Origin of the sequence: Aeromonas sp. 603079 (genome assembly GCF_049172135.1) — a bacterium.
Taxonomy (GTDB): domain Bacteria; phylum Pseudomonadota; class Gammaproteobacteria; order Enterobacterales; family Aeromonadaceae; genus Aeromonas; species Aeromonas veronii.
Genome location: NZ_JAAKPX010000019.1, coordinates 70,415 through 85,848 on the forward strand (window position 1 = coordinate 70,415; position 15,434 = coordinate 85,848).

A 15,434-nucleotide genomic window follows, 5' to 3' on the forward strand; every position below is an offset into this window, starting at 1 on the left:
TGCCAGTTCCCGATTAGATATCCAGTACTTGAGGTTGCTGAGCAGCGTGAGCGTGCTCGGCGCCTGCGTAAACTTTCAGTTTACGGAACATGGCACGGCCCAGAGGACCTTTCGGCAGCATGCCTTTAACAGCAGCTTCGATTACCATTTCCGGTTTACGCTGAATCAGCTTGTCGAAGCTGATTGACTTGATACCACCCGGGAAACCGGAGTGAGCGTGGTACATTTTGTCGGTAGTTTTCTTACCGGTAACACGTACCTTCTCAGCGTTTACAACGATGATGTAATCACCGGTGTCAACGTGCGGAGTGTATTCAGCTTTGTGCTTACCACGCAGACGAGCAGCGATCTCGGTTGCGATACGACCCAGAGTTTTACCTTCTGCGTCCACAATGTACCAGTCACGTTTTACGGTTTCTGGCTTGGCAACGAAAGTTTTCATTAAGTTAAACCCAATTACCTGTTACAGACCCAATTGTTTATGGGGGCTCTCCCACAAACAACAAACGATGGCCTACCTGTACCCCTTCGAATACAAGTAAAGCTTAAAGTGTTGCTGTCTTATCGACAGCTGTAACGTGGGCCGGGCGATTATAAGTGAAGTTGCCTTAAATATCACCTGCTAATTTCACTGCCATGAAACCAGCAAATGTCGCCCGGCCCTACCTGCCGCAGATGCCCATCCGACTGGCAGGCGCGGTATTGTGACTAAGGAAGGTGCACTCTGGCAAGGTATTCGTGCGATTGCATTTCCTGAAGCCGTGAAAGACAGCGTTGGAATTCGAAATTCAGCAGCCCTTCACCGTAGAGTTCTGCCATGGGAACCGCCGCCGACATGATGAGCTTGACGTGCCGTTCATAAAACTCATCGACCATGGCAATGAAGCGGCGAGCCGCGTCATCCGTGCCTGTGCCCATTGGCTGCACATTGGCCAGCAGAACAGTATGGAACAGTCTGGCCAGCTCGATATAGTCGTTCTGGGAGCGGGGAGTACAGCAAAGTTGCTCAAATTCCATATAGAGCACCCCTTCCCCCATTCCGAGCGACGTCAGCTGACGATGATTGACCTCGAACGTCCCCTCGCAAGCCGTGTGCCCACCGGTTAATTGCTGAAAATAGCGGTCAAGATTGGCTTTTGCCTGCAAGTCCAGCGGGCAGTGATAAATCTCCGCTTGTTCCAGCGTACGCAGGCGATAGTCGATACCGCCATCTACGTTAAGTACCTCGCAATGACGCTCGATCAGCTCGATAGCTGGCAGAAAACGGGCTCGCTGCAGCCCGTTGCGATAAAGATCCTGCGGCGGAATATTTGAAGTGGCGACCAGCACAACACCGTGACCAAACAGCTCCTGAAACAGCGTGCCCAGCAACATGGCATCGGTGATGTCGGAGACAAAAAATTCGTCGAAACAGATGATGTCTGTCTCGCTGGCAAGCTTGCTGGCCACCAGTTTGAGGGGATCGGACTGCCCGCTCAACCCCTGCAATTCATCGTGAATGCGGTGCATGAAACGGTGGAAATGGCTGCGCATCTTGCGCGTCCCCGGCAGGCTGTCAAAAAAGGTATCCATCAGCCAGGTCTTGCCTCGGCCCACTCCGCCCCACATATAGATACCGAGGACGGGCTCCGGCTGCTTGGGCTTTTGCAGCCAACCCAGCAACCCTCGAGATCTGGTCGGAGTCGGGCGCCGTAGCAAATCCTGATACAGTCGCTCCAGCCTGCTAATGGCCATCCCCTGCGCGGGGTCGGCCACAAAGCCGGGGCGCAGCAGATCCTGCTGGTATTTTTGCTGCGGTGTCATCCTTGAGCGCCTCTCCAAGTCCCTGAATCGAGGACAAAATGGTATCACGGCCTCAGGACGCACGGTATAGTGCCATCAAGGCATGGCGGTTATGACGACCGCATAAACCCACTCTGTTTTAGCTGTAACAAGGAGCATCTATGAGTCTGTTAACTGGGATCCTGCTGGCTGTCGCGGCCTTGATTATCGGTATCGTTCTCGGCCGTTTTTCGGTACGCAGCCGCGATGCCGGCCGTCTGGAACAGGAACTGAAAAAGGCCCACAAGGAGCTTGAAAGCTATCAGGGCCAAATCAATACCCACTTCGCCGACAGCGCCGCGCTGATGGAGCAACTGGCCGAGCAGTATCAGACCCTCTATCGCCACATGGCCGAGCAGAGCAAATTCCTGGCCAAGGCACAGGAACCGCTGTTCCGTGAATCATTGGTAGAAGAAGCCCCAACCAAAGAAGCAGATGAGCCGGGCGTACCGCCTCGCGACTATGCCGGCGCCTCTTCCGGACTGCTCAAACAACCAAATTAGTTCCTCGCGGAACTAATTGGCCAGCCCTGTGGTCTGACCTTGACGATTGCAATGCAACTTTTTCTGGGAGCTGTTTTTCATATGCGTAAACCTCTTTCCATGCTCAGTGTGCTAGCCCTCAGCGTCGGTATCGCCATGTCTGCGGCCCCTGCTCAGGCCGCACTGCCTTCCCTGTTAGGCTCTAATCAGGAGATGCCAAGTCTGGCCCCCGTTCTCGAACAGGTCACTCCTGCCGTAGTTAATATCTCTGTCTCCGGCAAGAAGATCACCCGCCAGCGTCTGCCGGAACAATTCCGTTTCTTCTTCGGTCCCAATATGCCCGATGAACAGGTGAGCGAGCAGCCGTTCCAGGCACTCGGCTCCGGTGTCATCGTCGATGCCAAGAAGGGTTACGTGATCACCAACGCCCACGTGGTTCACGAGGCGGACGAGATCAAGGTCACTCTGAAGGATGGTCGTGAATATGCGGCCAAGAAGATCGGTGAAGATAAGCAGTCCGACATCGCCCTGCTGCAAATCAAGGCCGAGGATCTGGTGCAGATCAAGTTCGCCGACTCCGACGAGCTGCGGGTGGGTGACTATGCGTTGGCAATCGGCAACCCGTTTGGTCTGGGTCAGACCGTTACCTCAGGTATCGTCAGCGCGCTCGGTCGCAGCGGCCTCAACATCGAGAATCTGGAAAACTTCATCCAGACCGATGCGGCCATCAACTCAGGTAACTCGGGCGGTGCCCTGCTCAATCTGCGTGGCGAGCTGATCGGTATCAACACCGCGATTCTGGGCCCGAACGGCGGCAACATCGGCATCGGCTTTGCCATCCCCTCCAACATGGTGCGGGATCTGACCGAGCAGATCGTCAAGTACGGTGAAGTGCGTCGCGGTCAGCTGGGCATTACCGGTACCGAACTCACCTCAGACATCGCCAAGACCTTCGGCTACAACAAGAAGGATGGCGCCTTCGTCAACCAGGTCATGCCTGACTCCGCCGCAGACAAGGCGGGCATCAAGGCGGGCGATATCATCGTCAGCATCGATGGCAAGCCGGTTCGCTCCTTCGGCGAGCTACGTGCCAAGATCGCCACCATGGGCGCTGGCAAGCAGGTCGAGCTGGGACTGATCCGCGATGGCAAGTCACAAACGGCCAAAGTGACCCTGAAGCAGGCCGATGACAGCGAAGTGCGCGCCAGCGCGCTGCATCCGGCACTGGAAGGGGCCAAGCTGAGCACCACTACCGATCCGGTCTCCGGCGTCGCCGTGGCCGACATTGATCCCCGTTCTCCGGCAGCCGCTTCCGGCCTGCAGAAGGGGGACATCATCATCGGGGTCAACCGTCTGCGCATCAACACCTTGGGCGAGCTGAGCAAGGCGCTCAAGAACAAGCCTGACGTACTGGCGCTCAATATCCAGCGCGGCGACTCCTCGCTCTATCTGGTGATCCGCTAACCCCCTGATGGTTCAACAACCTCTCTATCACCCGCGGCCTTCGCCGCGGGTGATTTTTATCCATCGATAGTGTTATTCTCTGCCCGCAGCCTGTACGGATGAGAATGACATGAAAATTTCCCCTTTAGTCAGTTACTTGGGCAAGTCTGTCGGTTTCGGTTTGACCGTCGCGGTGCTGCTGTTGCTGCTGTTTCCCAATTTTCGCGGTGGCGCCCAACTCCCGGGGCTCATCACCAATGCCCGAGAACTGAGTTTCTCCTATGCCGCTCATCGGGCCGGCCCCGCCGTCGTCAACATCTACACCCGCAGCTTTGCTCCCAACCAGGGCAATCAGGGGGAACTGCGTCCACAAGGACTGGGCTCCGGCGTCATCATGACCCAGCGCGGCTACGTGCTGACCAACTACCACGTCATCGCTGACGCCGACCAGATCATCGTAGCCCTGCAGGATGGCCGGGTTTTCAGTGCCGAGCTGGTCGGCACAGACCCGCTTACCGACCTTGCCGTGCTCTATATCGAGTCAGATAACCTGCCGGTAATCCCGCAAGATCCGGAGCGGTTGCCAGAAGTGGGCGATGTAGTACTCGCCATCGGCAATCCCTACAACGTCGGCCAGACCATCACCCAGGGCATCATCAGCGCGACTGGCCGCACCGGTCTCTCCAGCATGGGGCCGGACAGCAATGGCCGGCAGGATCTGCTGCAGACCGATGCCGCCATCAACGAGGGCAACTCGGGTGGCGCGCTGGTCAACGGCCGTGGCGATCTGGTGGGCATCAACACCGCCACTTATCACCTCAACGGCAATCAGGAGAGCTACGGCATCAGCTTTGCCATCCCCTACCGGCTGGCGAAGCGGATCATGGATGAGCTGATCACCAATGGCAGGGTCATTCGCGGCTACCTTGGGATATCCAGCGTCGAGATCAACCCGATAATCGCGCGGATGATGAATCTCGGCGATCTGCGTGGTCTGGTAGTGAAGAGTCTGGATCCCTACGGTCCAGCAGCCAAAGGCGGTCTGCAACGAGGGGATGTGCTGCTCAAGATCAACGGCGAAGCCATCAGCGGTCCCAGAGCCGCCTTGGACAAGATCGCCGAGAGCCGCCCCGGCACCAAGCTGACCATATCGGTGTTACGCTCCGGCAAGCCGCTGGAAGTGGTGGTCACCATTGAAGAGGATGTGCGCTATCAGAACCGGGCTGGAGTCAGCAATGTCTCATCGGCCAGCTAACGCGGCAAAGGTCTATTGCATCAGCCTGCAGCCTGTTAGGCTGCGCCTAACTCTCATTTCTCCATGGAACTACATAGTCAGCCATGTCATGCCGCAATAGCGCGACCGAATACAAGTGAAAGGAATAGAAGAAGAACGAGGAGTGACTACTCCTCATTAAAGCCAGAGGTGAACAGCTCCACCACGGCGGCCAGGGCCTCGACCTCTTCGGGGCCCTCAACCTGTACTTCCACCTGCCGCCCTTGCGCGGAATCCAGCATCAGCAGGCCGATGATGCTGTCAGCATCGGCCTCCACACCATCTTCATTGCGCAGCAGCACGTGAGCATCGAAACCCTGCACCAACTCGAACAGCATCATGGCAGGTCTGGCATGAATACCCAGCTTGTTTTTCACTTCAACCGAGGCGGAAACAGTCATCGGGTCGTCCTATTGGTCCGTCAGGATTGGGGGGCACTCTTGTCAAGAGTGCGGTGGCGGATCTGCACGTTCTTGCCAAGCAAACGGAATGCACTGGCCAGCCGTTCTGCAATAAAGACCGAGCGGTGCTGACCGCCGGTGCAACCGATGCCGACCGTGAGGTAGCTGCGATTGTTGCGCTCCAGATGGGGCAACCAGGTCACCAGCATGTTCTCGATCTGCTGGGTAAACAGCATTACGTCAGCCTGCGCCGAGAGGTAGTTGGCGACCGGCTCATCCTTACCAGTGAACGGCTTGAGCTCGGGGATCCAGTGCGGATTGGGCAGGAAGCGGGCATCGAACACGAAGTCAGCATCCTTGGGAATGCCGTACTTGAAGCCGAACGACTCGAACACCAGCACCAGCTCGTTCTCTTTCTTGCCGAGTACCCGGGTCTTGATGAGCTCGCTCAGGTCATGAATGCTGAGGGTGGTGGTGTCGATGCGCAGGTCAGCGGTCGAGGAGAGTGGCGCCAGCAGGTGGGTCTCCTCCCGAATCGCCTCATCCAGCGACAGCTTGTTGCGTGAGAGGGGGTGCAAACGGCGGCTCTCGCCATAGCGCTTGAGCAGGGTGCCGTTGTCGGCGTCGAAGAAGAAGCTGGAGAACTCAACCCGCCCCTCATTGCGCACCTGAGCCAGCAGATTTTCCAGTTTCTCCGGATCGCTCGGCAGGTTGCGCACATCGATACTGACCGCCAGCTTGTCGTACTGGCTCTCCACCGAGACAATCAGCTGGGGCAGCAAATTGACCGGCAGGTTATCCACACAGTAGTAACCCAGATCTTCCAGCACTCGCAGGGCTACCGTTTTACCGGAGCCCGAACGTCCACTTACCACGATTAACTGCATCTTGTTCCCTCACGCCAAAACGGGTGTCTCATCCTTGGCCTGCTGTCAGGCCGAGGTCATGATCTGATAGAGCTCTTCGTCGCTGGTTGCCTGACGCAACTGGCGGCAAACCGCCTTGTCACCCAGCTTGGAAGCCATCAGAGAAAGGGTCTTGAGATGCTGTTTGCACTCGCTTTCCGGCACCAGCAAGGCAAACAGCAGGTCAACCGGTTGATTGTCGATGGAGTCGAAAGGAATAGGGTCGGCAAAGGTCATCAGGATCGCGGTTGGCGGGAACTCATCGTCAATGCGACCGTGGGGGATCGCAATACCGGCACCGATCCCGGTACTACCCATTTTTTCGCGGGCCAGCAAGCATTCAAACAGCGCCTGACGGGAGGTGCCAAGGCGTTCGGCGGCCAGCTCGCTGATGATTTCGAGGGCGCGTTTCTTGCTGGTACAAGGGACTGCACTCTTGGTGCAGTCCCGACTCAGTATGTGTTCAAGTTGCATGGTTATTTTTTGTTTAACTTATCTTTGTGCTTGATGATCTGCCTGTCCAGCTTGTCGAGCAAGGTGTCTATCGCAGCATACATATCGGCATGTTCAGAGTTGGCAAACACTTCGCCACCGCTGACGTGCAATTTGGCTTCCGCTATCTGGTTCAGTTTTTCCACGCTAAGCACCACATGAACATTGTTGATGTGGTCGAAGTGACGCTCGAGTTTGGCAAATTTGTTATTCACATAATCACGCAGAGCTTCGGTGATCTCGACATGGTGTCCGGTCAGGTTAATTTGCATAACATCATCCTTTTGTTTGCCTAAACCAGGCGTTTGCGCTGATTGGAAGGTGGGATAAACAAGGATTCGCGATACTTAGCGATCGTGCGTCTCGCCACCATAATACCCTGTTCGGCCAGCAAATCCGCGATCTTGCTATCACTTAACGGCTTGGCAGGATTCTCTGCCGTGACCAGCTTCTTGATGAGCGCGCGAATTGCGGTCGATGAGCACTCTCCTCCTCCTTCGGTGTTCACATGGCTGGAGAAAAAAAACTTCAATTCGAAGATACCACGGGGGGTATGCATGTACTTCTGGGTCGTCACCCGGGAGATGGTCGACTCATGCATCTCTACCGCTTCGGCGATGTCATTGAGCACCATCGGCTTCATCGCCTCTTCACCATACTCGAAAAAGCCCTGTTGCTGCTCGACAATGCAACTGGCCACTTTCAGCAGGGTGTCATTGCGACTTTCCAGGCTCTTGATGAACCACTTGGCTTCCTGCAAATGGGAGCGGATAAACTGGGTGTCGGTGCTGCTGCGGGCGTTGCGGGCCATGGCGGCATAGGTCTCGTTGACCCGGATGCGGGGGGCAGAGTCGGGATTGAGCTCGACCACCCACTTGCTGCCCTTCTTGACCACGGAGACGTCGGGGATCACGTACTGGGAGTCGCTCTGGATGATGCCATTGCCGGGGCGCGGCTCCAGCAGCTGGATCAAATCCAGCACCTCCTTGAGGTCGCTCTCCTTGAGTTTTGTCTTGCGGGCGAGGGTGCGGTAATCCCGGTTGCCGAGCAGCTCCATGTGCTCGAGGATCACCTCCTTGGCCTCGTTGAGCCAGGGGGTCTGCGGGTCATACTGATCCAGCTGGATCAGCAAACACTCCTGCACAGAACGGGCAGCAATACCGACCGGATCGAAGTGCTGCACCCGCTTGAGTACCGCCTCGACCTCATCGAGCTCCACCTCTACGTCATCGCTGGTGACGGCAGCCTGGATATCCTCCAGCGCAACGGTCAGATAACCTGATTCGTCGATGGCATCGATGATGGCGAGCGCGATGGCGGCATCCACATCGCTAAACGGTGTGAGTCGCATCTGCCACAGCAGATAATCCTGCAGGTTTTCGGTGGTTTCACCCTGATAGACGCTATCTTCCCCATCGTGGATGGGGCCCGCGCTCTGGGCGGTGCCGGCAGAGTAAACCTCGTCCCAGGTGGTATCCACCGGCAACTCATCCGGCATCTGCTCCTGAGCCATGGCATCGCTGGAATCCAGCTGGCTGGCATCGACCGGCGCTTCCGGACTGGTCTCTTGCGCCTCGCTCTCTTCCTGCTCCAGCAGAGGGTTGTTTTCGAGCGCTTGCTGAATTTCCTGCTGAAGTTCCAGAGTGGAGAGCTGGAGCAGACGAATCGCTTGTTGTAATTGCGGCGTCATGGTCAGGGACTGACCGAGACGCAACTGTAATGTCGGCTTCATCTACGTCGGGATATCCTTATGTTCAGCGAGGCACTCGTCAAAGGAAATGAAGGCATGCCCCCTTACTATAGACTGAATTGATCGCCCAAATAGACGCGCTTGACCTGCTCATCGGCAAGGATGTCAGCCGGTGCACCTTCGGCAATCATCTTGCCGTGGCTGACGATATAGGCCTTCTCACATACGTCCAGAGTCTCTCTGACGTTGTGGTCGGTAATCAAGACGCCAAGGCCTCTATCTTTCAGATGCTGAATGATCTTCTTGATGTCTATCACAGAAATCGGGTCAACCCCTGCAAAGGGTTCATCCAGCAGAATAAAACGCGGCTCGGCCGCCAGCGCACGGGCGATCTCGACCCGACGGCGCTCACCGCCGGAGAGGCTCTGCCCCAGGTTGTCGCGAATGTGGGTGATATTGAACTCTTCCAGCAGTTGCTGAACCTTGTCTTCACGCTCTTCACGGCTCAACCCCTTGCGGGTCTGCATCACGCCCATCAGGTTGTCGAACACCGACAGGCGACGGAAGATGGAGGCCTCCTGCGGCAGGTAACCGATGCCATTACGCGCTCGCACATGCATGGGCTGCAAGCTGATGTCCTGATCGTCGATGGTGATGAGACCGGCATCGCGCTGTACCAACCCCACGATCATGTAGAAGGAGGTGGTCTTGCCCGCCCCGTTGGGGCCGAGCAGGCCGACAATCTGGCCGGTGCCCACTTCAAGACTGACATCACTCACCACCATGCGGCGCTTGTAGCTCTTCTGCAGGCCCACTGCTTTTAACACTGCCATGGCTTATTTTCCCTGCTTCTTCTGGTCGGCGGGCTTGTCGAAATTCTCTACCTGATCCGGCAGGAACACGGTTTTGACCCGCTGGCTCGGGCTCTTGCTCTCGGCAATCATCTTCTGTTTGACGATGTCGTAGCGGATCAGATCGCCATTGACCTGGCTATCTTCCTGCTTGAGCTGACCGTTGCCGGTGATGGTCACCAGACGGTTCTTCAGCTCGTAGCGGATGGTATTGCCGTGGGCATTGACCGGCTTGCCGTTATCCAGGATCTGGAAGAAGGTGGCGGGCTTGCCGTAGGCAGTCATCACCTCGGCCCCTTTCTCGCCGGAACGGGTCACTACCACCTTGTCAGCCTTGATCCGGATGGTGCCCTGATTGATGGTCACATCCTCTTCGAAGGTGATGCGGTTGTCTTGCATCTCGGCCACCTGTTTGACGGCATCGACGTAAACCTTCTCGGCAAAGTCGGACTCTTTGGCGGTCACCGCACCACACAACAACAGGGCTGCGAGGGCCAGATTAGCGTTTTTCATTGAAATAGATGGCATGGCCTTGATCCAGTAACTCAAAATATTTGCGGTCCAGATGGCCCTTGAGGCCAACCCCTTGGGTCTGGAAATCCCGACCCAGAATGTTCACTTCCCGGTTGCTGCGCACATCCTGTGTCACCAGATCCAGCTCCAGATAGGGAGTATCCAGTGTGGAAATGAAAGAGGTGGGCAGCAGACCATCCAGATGCACCTTGTCCCGCAGGATGACGTTGTCGCCGGTGTTGAGCACGCCGGTTTCGGCGGTCACCTTCCACTCGGCGGCACCCTGATTGTCATACATGTAGACCACCGGCTTGTCGAAGGTGGCCTGCTCGAGGATTTGATAATACTCGGCGTAGGTCGACTCCAACCGCTCGGTGCGCTTGCCATTGATATCAAAACGGGTGGTCACCAGATCTTTGGCGACAAAATCCGGCTGATAGTTTTCGATTTTGACGGCGCTCTCAGGCACCAGCTCAACCTTGCCCAACTGCCAGGCAACCAGCGCGACCAGAAACAGCAGGGCAAACAACAGGGTCTGTCTGCTCATACCGAGGCCTCGGGCTGATAATCGTCGTGGCCCTGCGCCTGCAAAATGAGGTCACACACCTCGCGCACCGCGCCCATGCCACCGCCAAGCCGGGTCACCATATCGGCACGACTCAGCACCAGCGGATGGGCATCGGCCACCGCGATACCCAGGCCGCAAGCGGCCATCACCGGCAGATCGATGGTGTCATCGCCCATATAGGCGGCCTGTTCAGCAGTCAGCCCCAGCTTGGCCAGCAGCGCTTCGAAGTGAGGCAGCTTTTTATCAGCCCCCTGCACCACATGAGCCACCCCCAGGCTTTTCATCCGATCGCTAACGATACGGGAGTTGCGCCCTGTGATGATGGCGATCTCGATCCCGGCATTGAGCAACGCTCGCATGCCCGCACCATCGCGGGTACAGAAGGTTTTCAGCTCTTCGCCGTTGTTTCCCATGTAGATGAGGCCGTTGGAGAGCACCCCGTCCACATCGCACACCAGCAGGCGGATTTGCGCCGCCTTGTCGAACTGGCTGCGCGTCACCGGACCATAGAGGGTCGGTACGTTTTGCATCAAATTACTCCGGCTTTCAGCAGGTCGTGCATGTTGAAGGCGCCGAGCAGGCGTTTCTCTTCATCCACGACCAGTAATCCGTTGATTTTTCTCGTTTCCATCAGCTTGACGGCTTCTGCAGCCATCATATCTGAACCTACGGTAACACAGTTGGCCGTCATCACACGGCTGATGGGGGTGTGATGGATATCGATCTGCTGGTCAAGAATGCGGCGCAGGTCGCCATCGGTAAAGAGCCCGGCCAGCAGGCCATTGCCATCGACCACCGCCGTCATACCGAGCCCCTTGCGGCTCACTTCCAGCAGCGCCTGGCTGATGGTGGCATCTATCCCTACCCGGGGCAACAGCTCACCGCTGTGCATCAGGTCGCCAACCCGCAGCAACAGACGCTTGCCAAGGGAACCGCCCGGGTGCGAAAGCGCGAAGTCATCGGCGGTAAAACCGCGCGCTTCCAGCAGGGCGACCGCCAGGGCATCGCCCATCACCAGGGTTGCCGTGGTGCTGGAGGTGGGCGCCAGACCCAGCGGGCAGGCCTCTTTCTCCACCTTGATGCACAGGTGCACATTGGCCTCTTTGGCCATGGTAGAGGCGGGATTACCGGTCATACAGATGAGCGGAATGCCGCGGCGCTTGAGCACAGGCAGCAGAGCCAGGATTTCGTCGCTCTCGCCGGAGTTGGAGATAGCGATGATAAGGTCGCCACTGGAGATCATCCCCAGATCGCCGTGACTCGCTTCTCCCGGATGAAGGAAGAAGGCCGGTGTGCCGGTGCTGGCGAGGGTGGCGGCGATCTTGCTGCCGATATGGCCCGATTTGCCCATGCCGGTGACCACTATCTTGCCACCGCAGCGCAGCACCATTTCGCACGCCTTGTCGAAGGCGTCGTTCAGATACTGATAGAGTCCATCAATGGCTTGCTTTTCTGTGTCCAGCACCGCGCGGGCACTGCGACGAAAATCGAACAGTTCAGACACTTTCTCAGGCTTTACAGACATAAAGACACAGCTCCGGGCCGAAATTAGCTGCGGGATTATAAAAAAGTCTGCCCGGATAAGCGAATCGGATGGCAAGTCCCGCTCTCGATGACGCACTTTGTTACAGAAAACTGTCGTGCAAATGGGCTTGCAGCCTGTTCAATAGTTGTTCCTTGCTGTTGCTTAGACCTAGACTACCCCATAAAATTCGCACCTCATTTACACCGGATGGACAATTGTTTGAACAATGACCTGATCACCATCTCCGACCTGACCTTCAGTCACGGAGATCGGCTGTTGTATGACGGGATCAACCTGACCATTCCTCGTGGCAAGGTGACCGCCGTCATGGGCCCGAGCGGCATCGGTAAAACCACCCTGCTGCGGCTGATCGGTGGCCAGCTCAAGCCGGAGTCCGGTCACATTCTGTTTGACGGGGAAGACATCCCCACCCTCTCCCGTTCGCGCCTCTATGAAGTGCGCAAGCGGATGAGCATGCTGTTCCAGAGCGGCGCCCTGTTTACCGGCATGACGGTCTACGACAACGTGGCCTTCCCGCTGCGAGAGCACTCCGGCCTGCCGGAGGAGCTGATCCACACCATCGTCATGATGAAGCTGCAGGCGGTGGGCTTGCGCGGCGCGGCGAAACTGATGCCCTCCGAGCTCTCCGGCGGCATGGCGCGCCGGGCGGCGCTGGCACGGGCAATTGCGCTCGATCCTGACCTCATCATGTATGACGAGCCATTCGTCGGGCAGGACCCCATCACCATGGCGGTGCTGGTCAAGCTGATCAAGGAGCTGAACGATGCCCTCGGTATCACCTCCGTCATCGTCACCCACGACGTGAAAGAGGTGCTGAGCATCGCCGATTACGCCTACATCATTGCCAATCGCAAGGTGGTGGCACACGGCACGCCGGACCAACTGCGCGAGGAGCACAATCCCGAAGTCGAGCAATTCCTCAAAGGATTGCCCGATGGTCCTGTTCCGTTTCATTTTCCGGCAGGCGATCTGCTACAGGATCTGTGATGTTGATAAGTCAAATAAGCAAGCTGGGGCGGGTCGGAGTGCGGTTTATCAGCTCCGTCGGTCGCGCCACCATCATGTTGTTCCATGCGCTGGCGGGCAAACCCGAGCCGCGCAAGCACTTCCCGCTGCTTGTCCAGCAGCTCTATGTGGTGGGTGTGCAGTCGGTGGCCATCATTCTGGTCTCCGGCCTGTTCATCGGCATGGTGCTCTCGCTGCAGGGTTACAACGTATTGAAGGATTTCGGCGCCGAGCAGAGTCTGGGACCGCTGGTCTCCCTCTCCCTGCTGCGGGAGCTGGGTCCTGTAGTCACGGCGCTACTGTTTGCCGGCCGTGCCGGTTCGGCCCTGACCGCTGAAATCGGCCTGATGAAGGCCACCGAGCAGCTTTCAAGCCTCGAGATGATGGCGGTCGACCCGCTGCGCCGGGTGGTTGCCCCCCGCTTCTGGGCTGGCGTCATCAGCATGCCGCTGCTGGCCTTTATGTTCAGCCTGATCGGCATCTTCGGCGGCAAGCTGGTTGGTGTGGACTGGCTCGGCGTGGACGAAGGGGGCTTCTGGTCTGCCATGCAGGCCTCCGTCGACTGGCATGAAGACATCATGCAGGGCGCCATCAAGAGCCTGATTTTCGCCCTGGTGGTCACCTGGATTGCGCTCTTTAACGGCTATGATGCCAAGCCGACCTCGGCCGGGATCAGTCAGGCCACGACCCGAACCGTGGTCCACTCATCCCTCGCCGTGCTCGGCCTGGATTTTATACTCACTGCAGTCATGTTTGGATAAGGTAAAGATGAAGTTCAGCAAAGTAGAATTCCTGGTCGGCACCTTCATGCTGGCTGGCATCGGTGCCATTCTGGCACTGGCCCTGCAAGTGGCCGGTTTGAGCTTCAAACCGGAAGGAGAAACCTATACCCTGCGCGCGCATTTCGATAATATCGGCGGCCTGAAAGTCCGGTCGCCGGTCAAGGTCGGCGGCGTGGTGGTTGGTCGGGTCAGCGACATCGTACTGGACCCGAAAACCCAGGTGCCCGAAGTCACCCTGATGATGCAAAAGAGCGCTGGCGAGTTTGCCGATACCAGCTCCCTCTCCATCCTCACCTCCGGTCTGCTCGGCGAGCAGTACATCGGTCTGGCCCCCGGCTTTACCGACGAGGAGATGGGCACCGAGATGCTCAAGGATGGCGACCTGATTGAAGACACCAAATCCGCCATCGTGCTGGAAGATCTGATTGGCAAGTTCCTCTACAGCCAATCCTCCGACAGCAAATCAGACAGCAAGAAGGAGTAACCATGTTCAAGAAAATCGCTCTGCTGCTGGGTCTGATGACCAGCATGCTCTTTTCCCTGTCTGCCCAGGCCGCAGTCGATGCCACCGACCCCAACGCACTGGTGGATCAGGCTGCCAAGCAGACCTTTGCCCGCCTGAAGGCCGATCAGGCCCAGGTGAAAAGCAATCCGGATCACCTGCGGGTGATCATCCGCGAAGAGCTGCTGCCCTATGTGGACAACCGCTTCGCCGCCTACAAGGTGCTTGGCAACCAGATTAAAGAGACCACCGAAGCGCAGCGCAATGCCTTCGTCGAGGTGTTCACCGAGTACATGGTGAGCTCCTACGCCGATGCGCTGGCCCATTTTGACAAGCAGACCGTCAAGGTCGAGCCGGGCAAAGCCCCCAGCGGCAATATCACCGCCGTCAACGTCAGCGTGAAAGAGGCCGGCAAGCCGGACATCTTCCTCGAGTTCAAGCTGCGCAAGAACAACAAGACCGGCGAGTGGAAAGCCTTCGACATGGTGGCAGAGGGGATCAGCCTGCTCTCCGCCAAGCAGAGCGAGCTGGGCGGTTTGATCCGCCAGAACGGCATCGATGCGGTGATCGCCCAGTTGCGCGAGCACAACGCCAAGCCGCTGGTACTCAAACCATGACCCTCAGCGGTGAGCTGCAGGCGCCACAGGTCAATGACCTGTGGCAACGCCGCGCTGAATGGTGGCAGGACGACCAGCTTGAGCTCGGCGGCGTCACCACCCTCGACTCTGCCGGACTGGCCCTGCTGGTCAAATGGGCCAAAGCCGTATTAGCGCGAGGCGCCACACCGCAACTGGTGGGCGCCTCCAGTGATTTCTATACCCTGGCCAACCTCTACGGGGTGGCCGGGCTGTTTCAGTCAACCCCGCTCACAACTGAGGACGCATAATGCAAGTCTCTGAAATTGAAGCGATACTCCTTGAGGCTCTGCCATTGTCCGAAGTCCATGTCAAAGGGGACGGTAGTCACTACCAAGTGATCGCCGTCGGTGACATGTTTGACGGCATGAGCCGGGTCAAGAAGCAGCAGGCCATCTATGCCCCGCTGATGGACAAGATCGCCAGCAACGCCATTCACGCCCTCTCCATCAAGGCGTTCACCGACGCCGAGTGGAAACGCGAACGTAAATTCCTATTGCCCTCCTGATTTGGTAACGAAGTAAA

The 15,434-nt window shown here is 57.5% G+C and carries 21 protein-coding genes; 9 read left to right on the forward strand and 12 right to left on the reverse strand.

The window, feature by feature from the left end; genetic code table 11:
• Positions 1-13: 13 nt before the first annotated feature.
• On the reverse strand, positions 14-442 hold the full coding sequence (gene rplM, locus G5287_RS14995) for a 50S ribosomal protein L13 (RefSeq protein ID WP_005341737.1): 429 nt from the start codon (positions 440-442) through the stop codon (positions 14-16).
• A 266-nt stretch (positions 443-708) separates the two neighbouring features.
• Entirely contained in the window at positions 709-1,803 is a 1,095-nt protein-coding gene (zapE, locus tag G5287_RS15000; protein ID WP_421209466.1) for a cell division protein ZapE, read from the reverse strand.
• A 140-nt stretch (positions 1,804-1,943) separates the two neighbouring features.
• Here zapE and G5287_RS15005 point away from each other — a divergent pair, with 140 nt between their 5' ends.
• The 3 genes from G5287_RS15005 to degS all read left to right on the forward strand — a co-directional run bounded on the left by G5287_RS15005 (position 1,944) and on the right by degS (position 5,001).
• Positions 1,944-2,324 (forward strand): YhcB family protein, encoded by a 381-nt coding sequence (locus G5287_RS15005; RefSeq protein ID WP_216952219.1) that lies wholly within the window; start codon positions 1,944-1,946, stop codon positions 2,322-2,324.
• A gap of 81 nt (positions 2,325-2,405) precedes the next feature.
• Positions 2,406-3,767, forward strand: coding sequence for a Do family serine endopeptidase (locus G5287_RS15010; RefSeq protein WP_216952220.1), 1,362 nt, complete (start codon positions 2,406-2,408; stop codon positions 3,765-3,767).
• A gap of 109 nt (positions 3,768-3,876) precedes the next feature.
• Positions 3,877-5,001, forward strand: coding sequence for an outer membrane-stress sensor serine endopeptidase DegS (gene degS, locus G5287_RS15015; protein WP_266134915.1), 1,125 nt, complete (start codon positions 3,877-3,879; stop codon positions 4,999-5,001).
• Positions 5,002-5,147: 146 nt separating this feature from the next.
• Here the strand turns inward: degS and npr are convergent, their stop codons facing one another.
• From npr to G5287_RS15065, 10 genes are all read right to left on the reverse strand, one after another.
• A complete protein-coding gene (gene npr, locus G5287_RS15020; protein ID WP_005336318.1) occupies positions 5,148-5,420 on the reverse strand; it encodes a PTS phosphocarrier protein NPr in 273 nt (90 codons plus the stop codon).
• A 20-nt stretch (positions 5,421-5,440) separates the two neighbouring features.
• Entirely contained in the window at positions 5,441-6,307 is an 867-nt protein-coding gene (gene rapZ, locus G5287_RS15025) for an RNase adapter RapZ (RefSeq protein ID WP_040068818.1), read from the reverse strand.
• A 45-nt stretch (positions 6,308-6,352) separates the two neighbouring features.
• Entirely contained in the window at positions 6,353-6,799 is a 447-nt protein-coding gene (gene ptsN / locus G5287_RS15030) for a PTS IIA-like nitrogen regulatory protein PtsN (protein WP_005336322.1), read from the reverse strand.
• A 2-nt stretch (positions 6,800-6,801) separates the two neighbouring features.
• The gene (hpf, locus tag G5287_RS15035) at positions 6,802-7,089 is read right to left on the reverse strand and encodes a ribosome hibernation promoting factor (RefSeq protein WP_005336323.1); all 288 of its coding nucleotides are present in this window, start codon (positions 7,087-7,089) and stop codon (positions 6,802-6,804) included.
• A gap of 20 nt (positions 7,090-7,109) precedes the next feature.
• Positions 7,110-8,549 carry an RNA polymerase factor sigma-54 gene (locus G5287_RS15040; protein ID WP_005336331.1) on the reverse strand — a complete coding sequence of 480 codons (1,440 nt, stop codon included), beginning with the start codon at positions 8,547-8,549 and terminating at the stop codon, positions 7,110-7,112.
• A gap of 65 nt (positions 8,550-8,614) precedes the next feature.
• Positions 8,615-9,340, reverse strand: a complete 726-nt coding sequence (lptB, locus tag G5287_RS15045; protein WP_005336333.1) for an LPS export ABC transporter ATP-binding protein — start codon at positions 9,338-9,340, stop codon at positions 8,615-8,617.
• A 3-nt stretch (positions 9,341-9,343) separates the two neighbouring features.
• Entirely contained in the window at positions 9,344-9,871 is a 528-nt protein-coding gene (lptA, locus tag G5287_RS15050) for a lipopolysaccharide transport periplasmic protein LptA (RefSeq protein WP_040068817.1), read from the reverse strand.
• Complete coding sequence (gene lptC / locus G5287_RS15055) at positions 9,858-10,418, reverse strand: LPS export ABC transporter periplasmic protein LptC (protein WP_021231837.1); 561 nt, start codon at positions 10,416-10,418, stop codon at positions 9,858-9,860. Before lptC ends, lptA begins: the two co-directional genes overlap by 14 nt.
• Entirely contained in the window at positions 10,415-10,969 is a 555-nt protein-coding gene (kdsC, locus tag G5287_RS15060; protein ID WP_047438734.1) for a 3-deoxy-manno-octulosonate-8-phosphatase KdsC, read from the reverse strand. Before kdsC ends, lptC begins: the two co-directional genes overlap by 4 nt.
• The gene (locus G5287_RS15065; RefSeq protein WP_421231510.1) at positions 10,969-11,964 is read right to left on the reverse strand and encodes a KpsF/GutQ family sugar-phosphate isomerase; all 996 of its coding nucleotides are present in this window, start codon (positions 11,962-11,964) and stop codon (positions 10,969-10,971) included. The genes kdsC and G5287_RS15065 overlap by 1 nt, the downstream gene beginning before the upstream one ends.
• 207 nt (positions 11,965-12,171) lie before the next feature.
• Here G5287_RS15065 and mlaF point away from each other — a divergent pair, with 207 nt between their 5' ends.
• The 6 genes from mlaF to ibaG are packed head-to-tail and all read left to right on the forward strand — an operon-like array spanning position 12,172 to position 15,417.
• A complete protein-coding gene (gene mlaF / locus G5287_RS15070; protein WP_005336343.1) occupies positions 12,172-12,972 on the forward strand; it encodes a phospholipid ABC transporter ATP-binding protein MlaF in 801 nt (266 codons plus the stop codon).
• Complete coding sequence (gene mlaE, locus G5287_RS15075) at positions 12,972-13,751, forward strand: lipid asymmetry maintenance ABC transporter permease subunit MlaE (protein ID WP_005336345.1); 780 nt, start codon at positions 12,972-12,974, stop codon at positions 13,749-13,751. Before mlaF ends, mlaE begins: the two co-directional genes overlap by 1 nt.
• Before the next feature lie 7 nt (positions 13,752-13,758).
• Entirely contained in the window at positions 13,759-14,256 is a 498-nt protein-coding gene (gene mlaD, locus G5287_RS15080) for an outer membrane lipid asymmetry maintenance protein MlaD (RefSeq protein WP_421172519.1), read from the forward strand.
• Between the two features lie 2 nt (positions 14,257-14,258).
• Positions 14,259-14,891 (forward strand): MlaC/ttg2D family ABC transporter substrate-binding protein, encoded by a 633-nt coding sequence (locus G5287_RS15085; protein WP_005336350.1) that lies wholly within the window; start codon positions 14,259-14,261, stop codon positions 14,889-14,891.
• A complete protein-coding gene (locus tag G5287_RS15090) occupies positions 14,888-15,160 on the forward strand; it encodes an STAS domain-containing protein (protein WP_005336352.1) in 273 nt (90 codons plus the stop codon). The genes G5287_RS15085 and G5287_RS15090 overlap by 4 nt, the downstream gene beginning before the upstream one ends.
• Positions 15,160-15,417, forward strand: a complete 258-nt coding sequence (ibaG, locus tag G5287_RS15095; RefSeq protein ID WP_005306001.1) for a BolA family iron metabolism protein IbaG — start codon at positions 15,160-15,162, stop codon at positions 15,415-15,417. Before G5287_RS15090 ends, ibaG begins: the two co-directional genes overlap by 1 nt.
• Positions 15,418-15,434 lie beyond the last annotated feature (17 nt).

Excerpts from the sequence above, each read along its gene's own strand:
- rplM (WP_005341737.1), bottom strand. The coding sequence starts at position 442 with ATGAAAACTTTCGTTGCCAAGCCAGAAACCGTAAAACGTGACTGGTAC.
- zapE (WP_421209466.1), bottom strand. The coding sequence starts at position 1,803 with ATGACACCGCAGCAAAAATACCAGCAGGATCTGCTGCGCCCCGGCTTT.
- G5287_RS15005 (WP_216952219.1), top strand. The coding sequence starts at position 1,944 with ATGAGTCTGTTAACTGGGATCCTGCTGGCTGTCGCGGCCTTGATTATC.
- G5287_RS15010 (WP_216952220.1), top strand. The coding sequence starts at position 2,406 with ATGCGTAAACCTCTTTCCATGCTCAGTGTGCTAGCCCTCAGCGTCGGT.
- degS (WP_266134915.1), top strand. The coding sequence starts at position 3,877 with ATGAAAATTTCCCCTTTAGTCAGTTACTTGGGCAAGTCTGTCGGTTTC.
- npr (WP_005336318.1), bottom strand. The coding sequence starts at position 5,420 with ATGACTGTTTCCGCCTCGGTTGAAGTGAAAAACAAGCTGGGTATTCAT.
- rapZ (WP_040068818.1), bottom strand. The coding sequence starts at position 6,307 with ATGCAGTTAATCGTGGTAAGTGGACGTTCGGGCTCCGGTAAAACGGTA.
- ptsN (WP_005336322.1), bottom strand. The coding sequence starts at position 6,799 with ATGCAACTTGAACACATACTGAGTCGGGACTGCACCAAGAGTGCAGTC.
- hpf (WP_005336323.1), bottom strand. The coding sequence starts at position 7,089 with ATGCAAATTAACCTGACCGGACACCATGTCGAGATCACCGAAGCTCTG.
- G5287_RS15040 (WP_005336331.1), bottom strand. The coding sequence starts at position 8,549 with ATGAAGCCGACATTACAGTTGCGTCTCGGTCAGTCCCTGACCATGACG.
- lptB (WP_005336333.1), bottom strand. The coding sequence starts at position 9,340 with ATGGCAGTGTTAAAAGCAGTGGGCCTGCAGAAGAGCTACAAGCGCCGC.
- lptA (WP_040068817.1), bottom strand. The coding sequence starts at position 9,871 with ATGAAAAACGCTAATCTGGCCCTCGCAGCCCTGTTGTTGTGTGGTGCG.
- lptC (WP_021231837.1), bottom strand. The coding sequence starts at position 10,418 with ATGAGCAGACAGACCCTGTTGTTTGCCCTGCTGTTTCTGGTCGCGCTG.
- kdsC (WP_047438734.1), bottom strand. The coding sequence starts at position 10,969 with ATGCAAAACGTACCGACCCTCTATGGTCCGGTGACGCGCAGCCAGTTC.
- G5287_RS15065 (WP_421231510.1), bottom strand. The coding sequence starts at position 11,964 with ATGTCTGTAAAGCCTGAGAAAGTGTCTGAACTGTTCGATTTTCGTCGC.
- mlaF (WP_005336343.1), top strand. The coding sequence starts at position 12,172 with ATGGACAATTGTTTGAACAATGACCTGATCACCATCTCCGACCTGACC.
- mlaE (WP_005336345.1), top strand. The coding sequence starts at position 12,972 with ATGTTGATAAGTCAAATAAGCAAGCTGGGGCGGGTCGGAGTGCGGTTT.
- mlaD (WP_421172519.1), top strand. The coding sequence starts at position 13,759 with ATGAAGTTCAGCAAAGTAGAATTCCTGGTCGGCACCTTCATGCTGGCT.
- G5287_RS15085 (WP_005336350.1), top strand. The coding sequence starts at position 14,259 with ATGTTCAAGAAAATCGCTCTGCTGCTGGGTCTGATGACCAGCATGCTC.
- G5287_RS15090 (WP_005336352.1), top strand. The coding sequence starts at position 14,888 with ATGACCCTCAGCGGTGAGCTGCAGGCGCCACAGGTCAATGACCTGTGG.
- ibaG (WP_005306001.1), top strand. The coding sequence starts at position 15,160 with ATGCAAGTCTCTGAAATTGAAGCGATACTCCTTGAGGCTCTGCCATTG.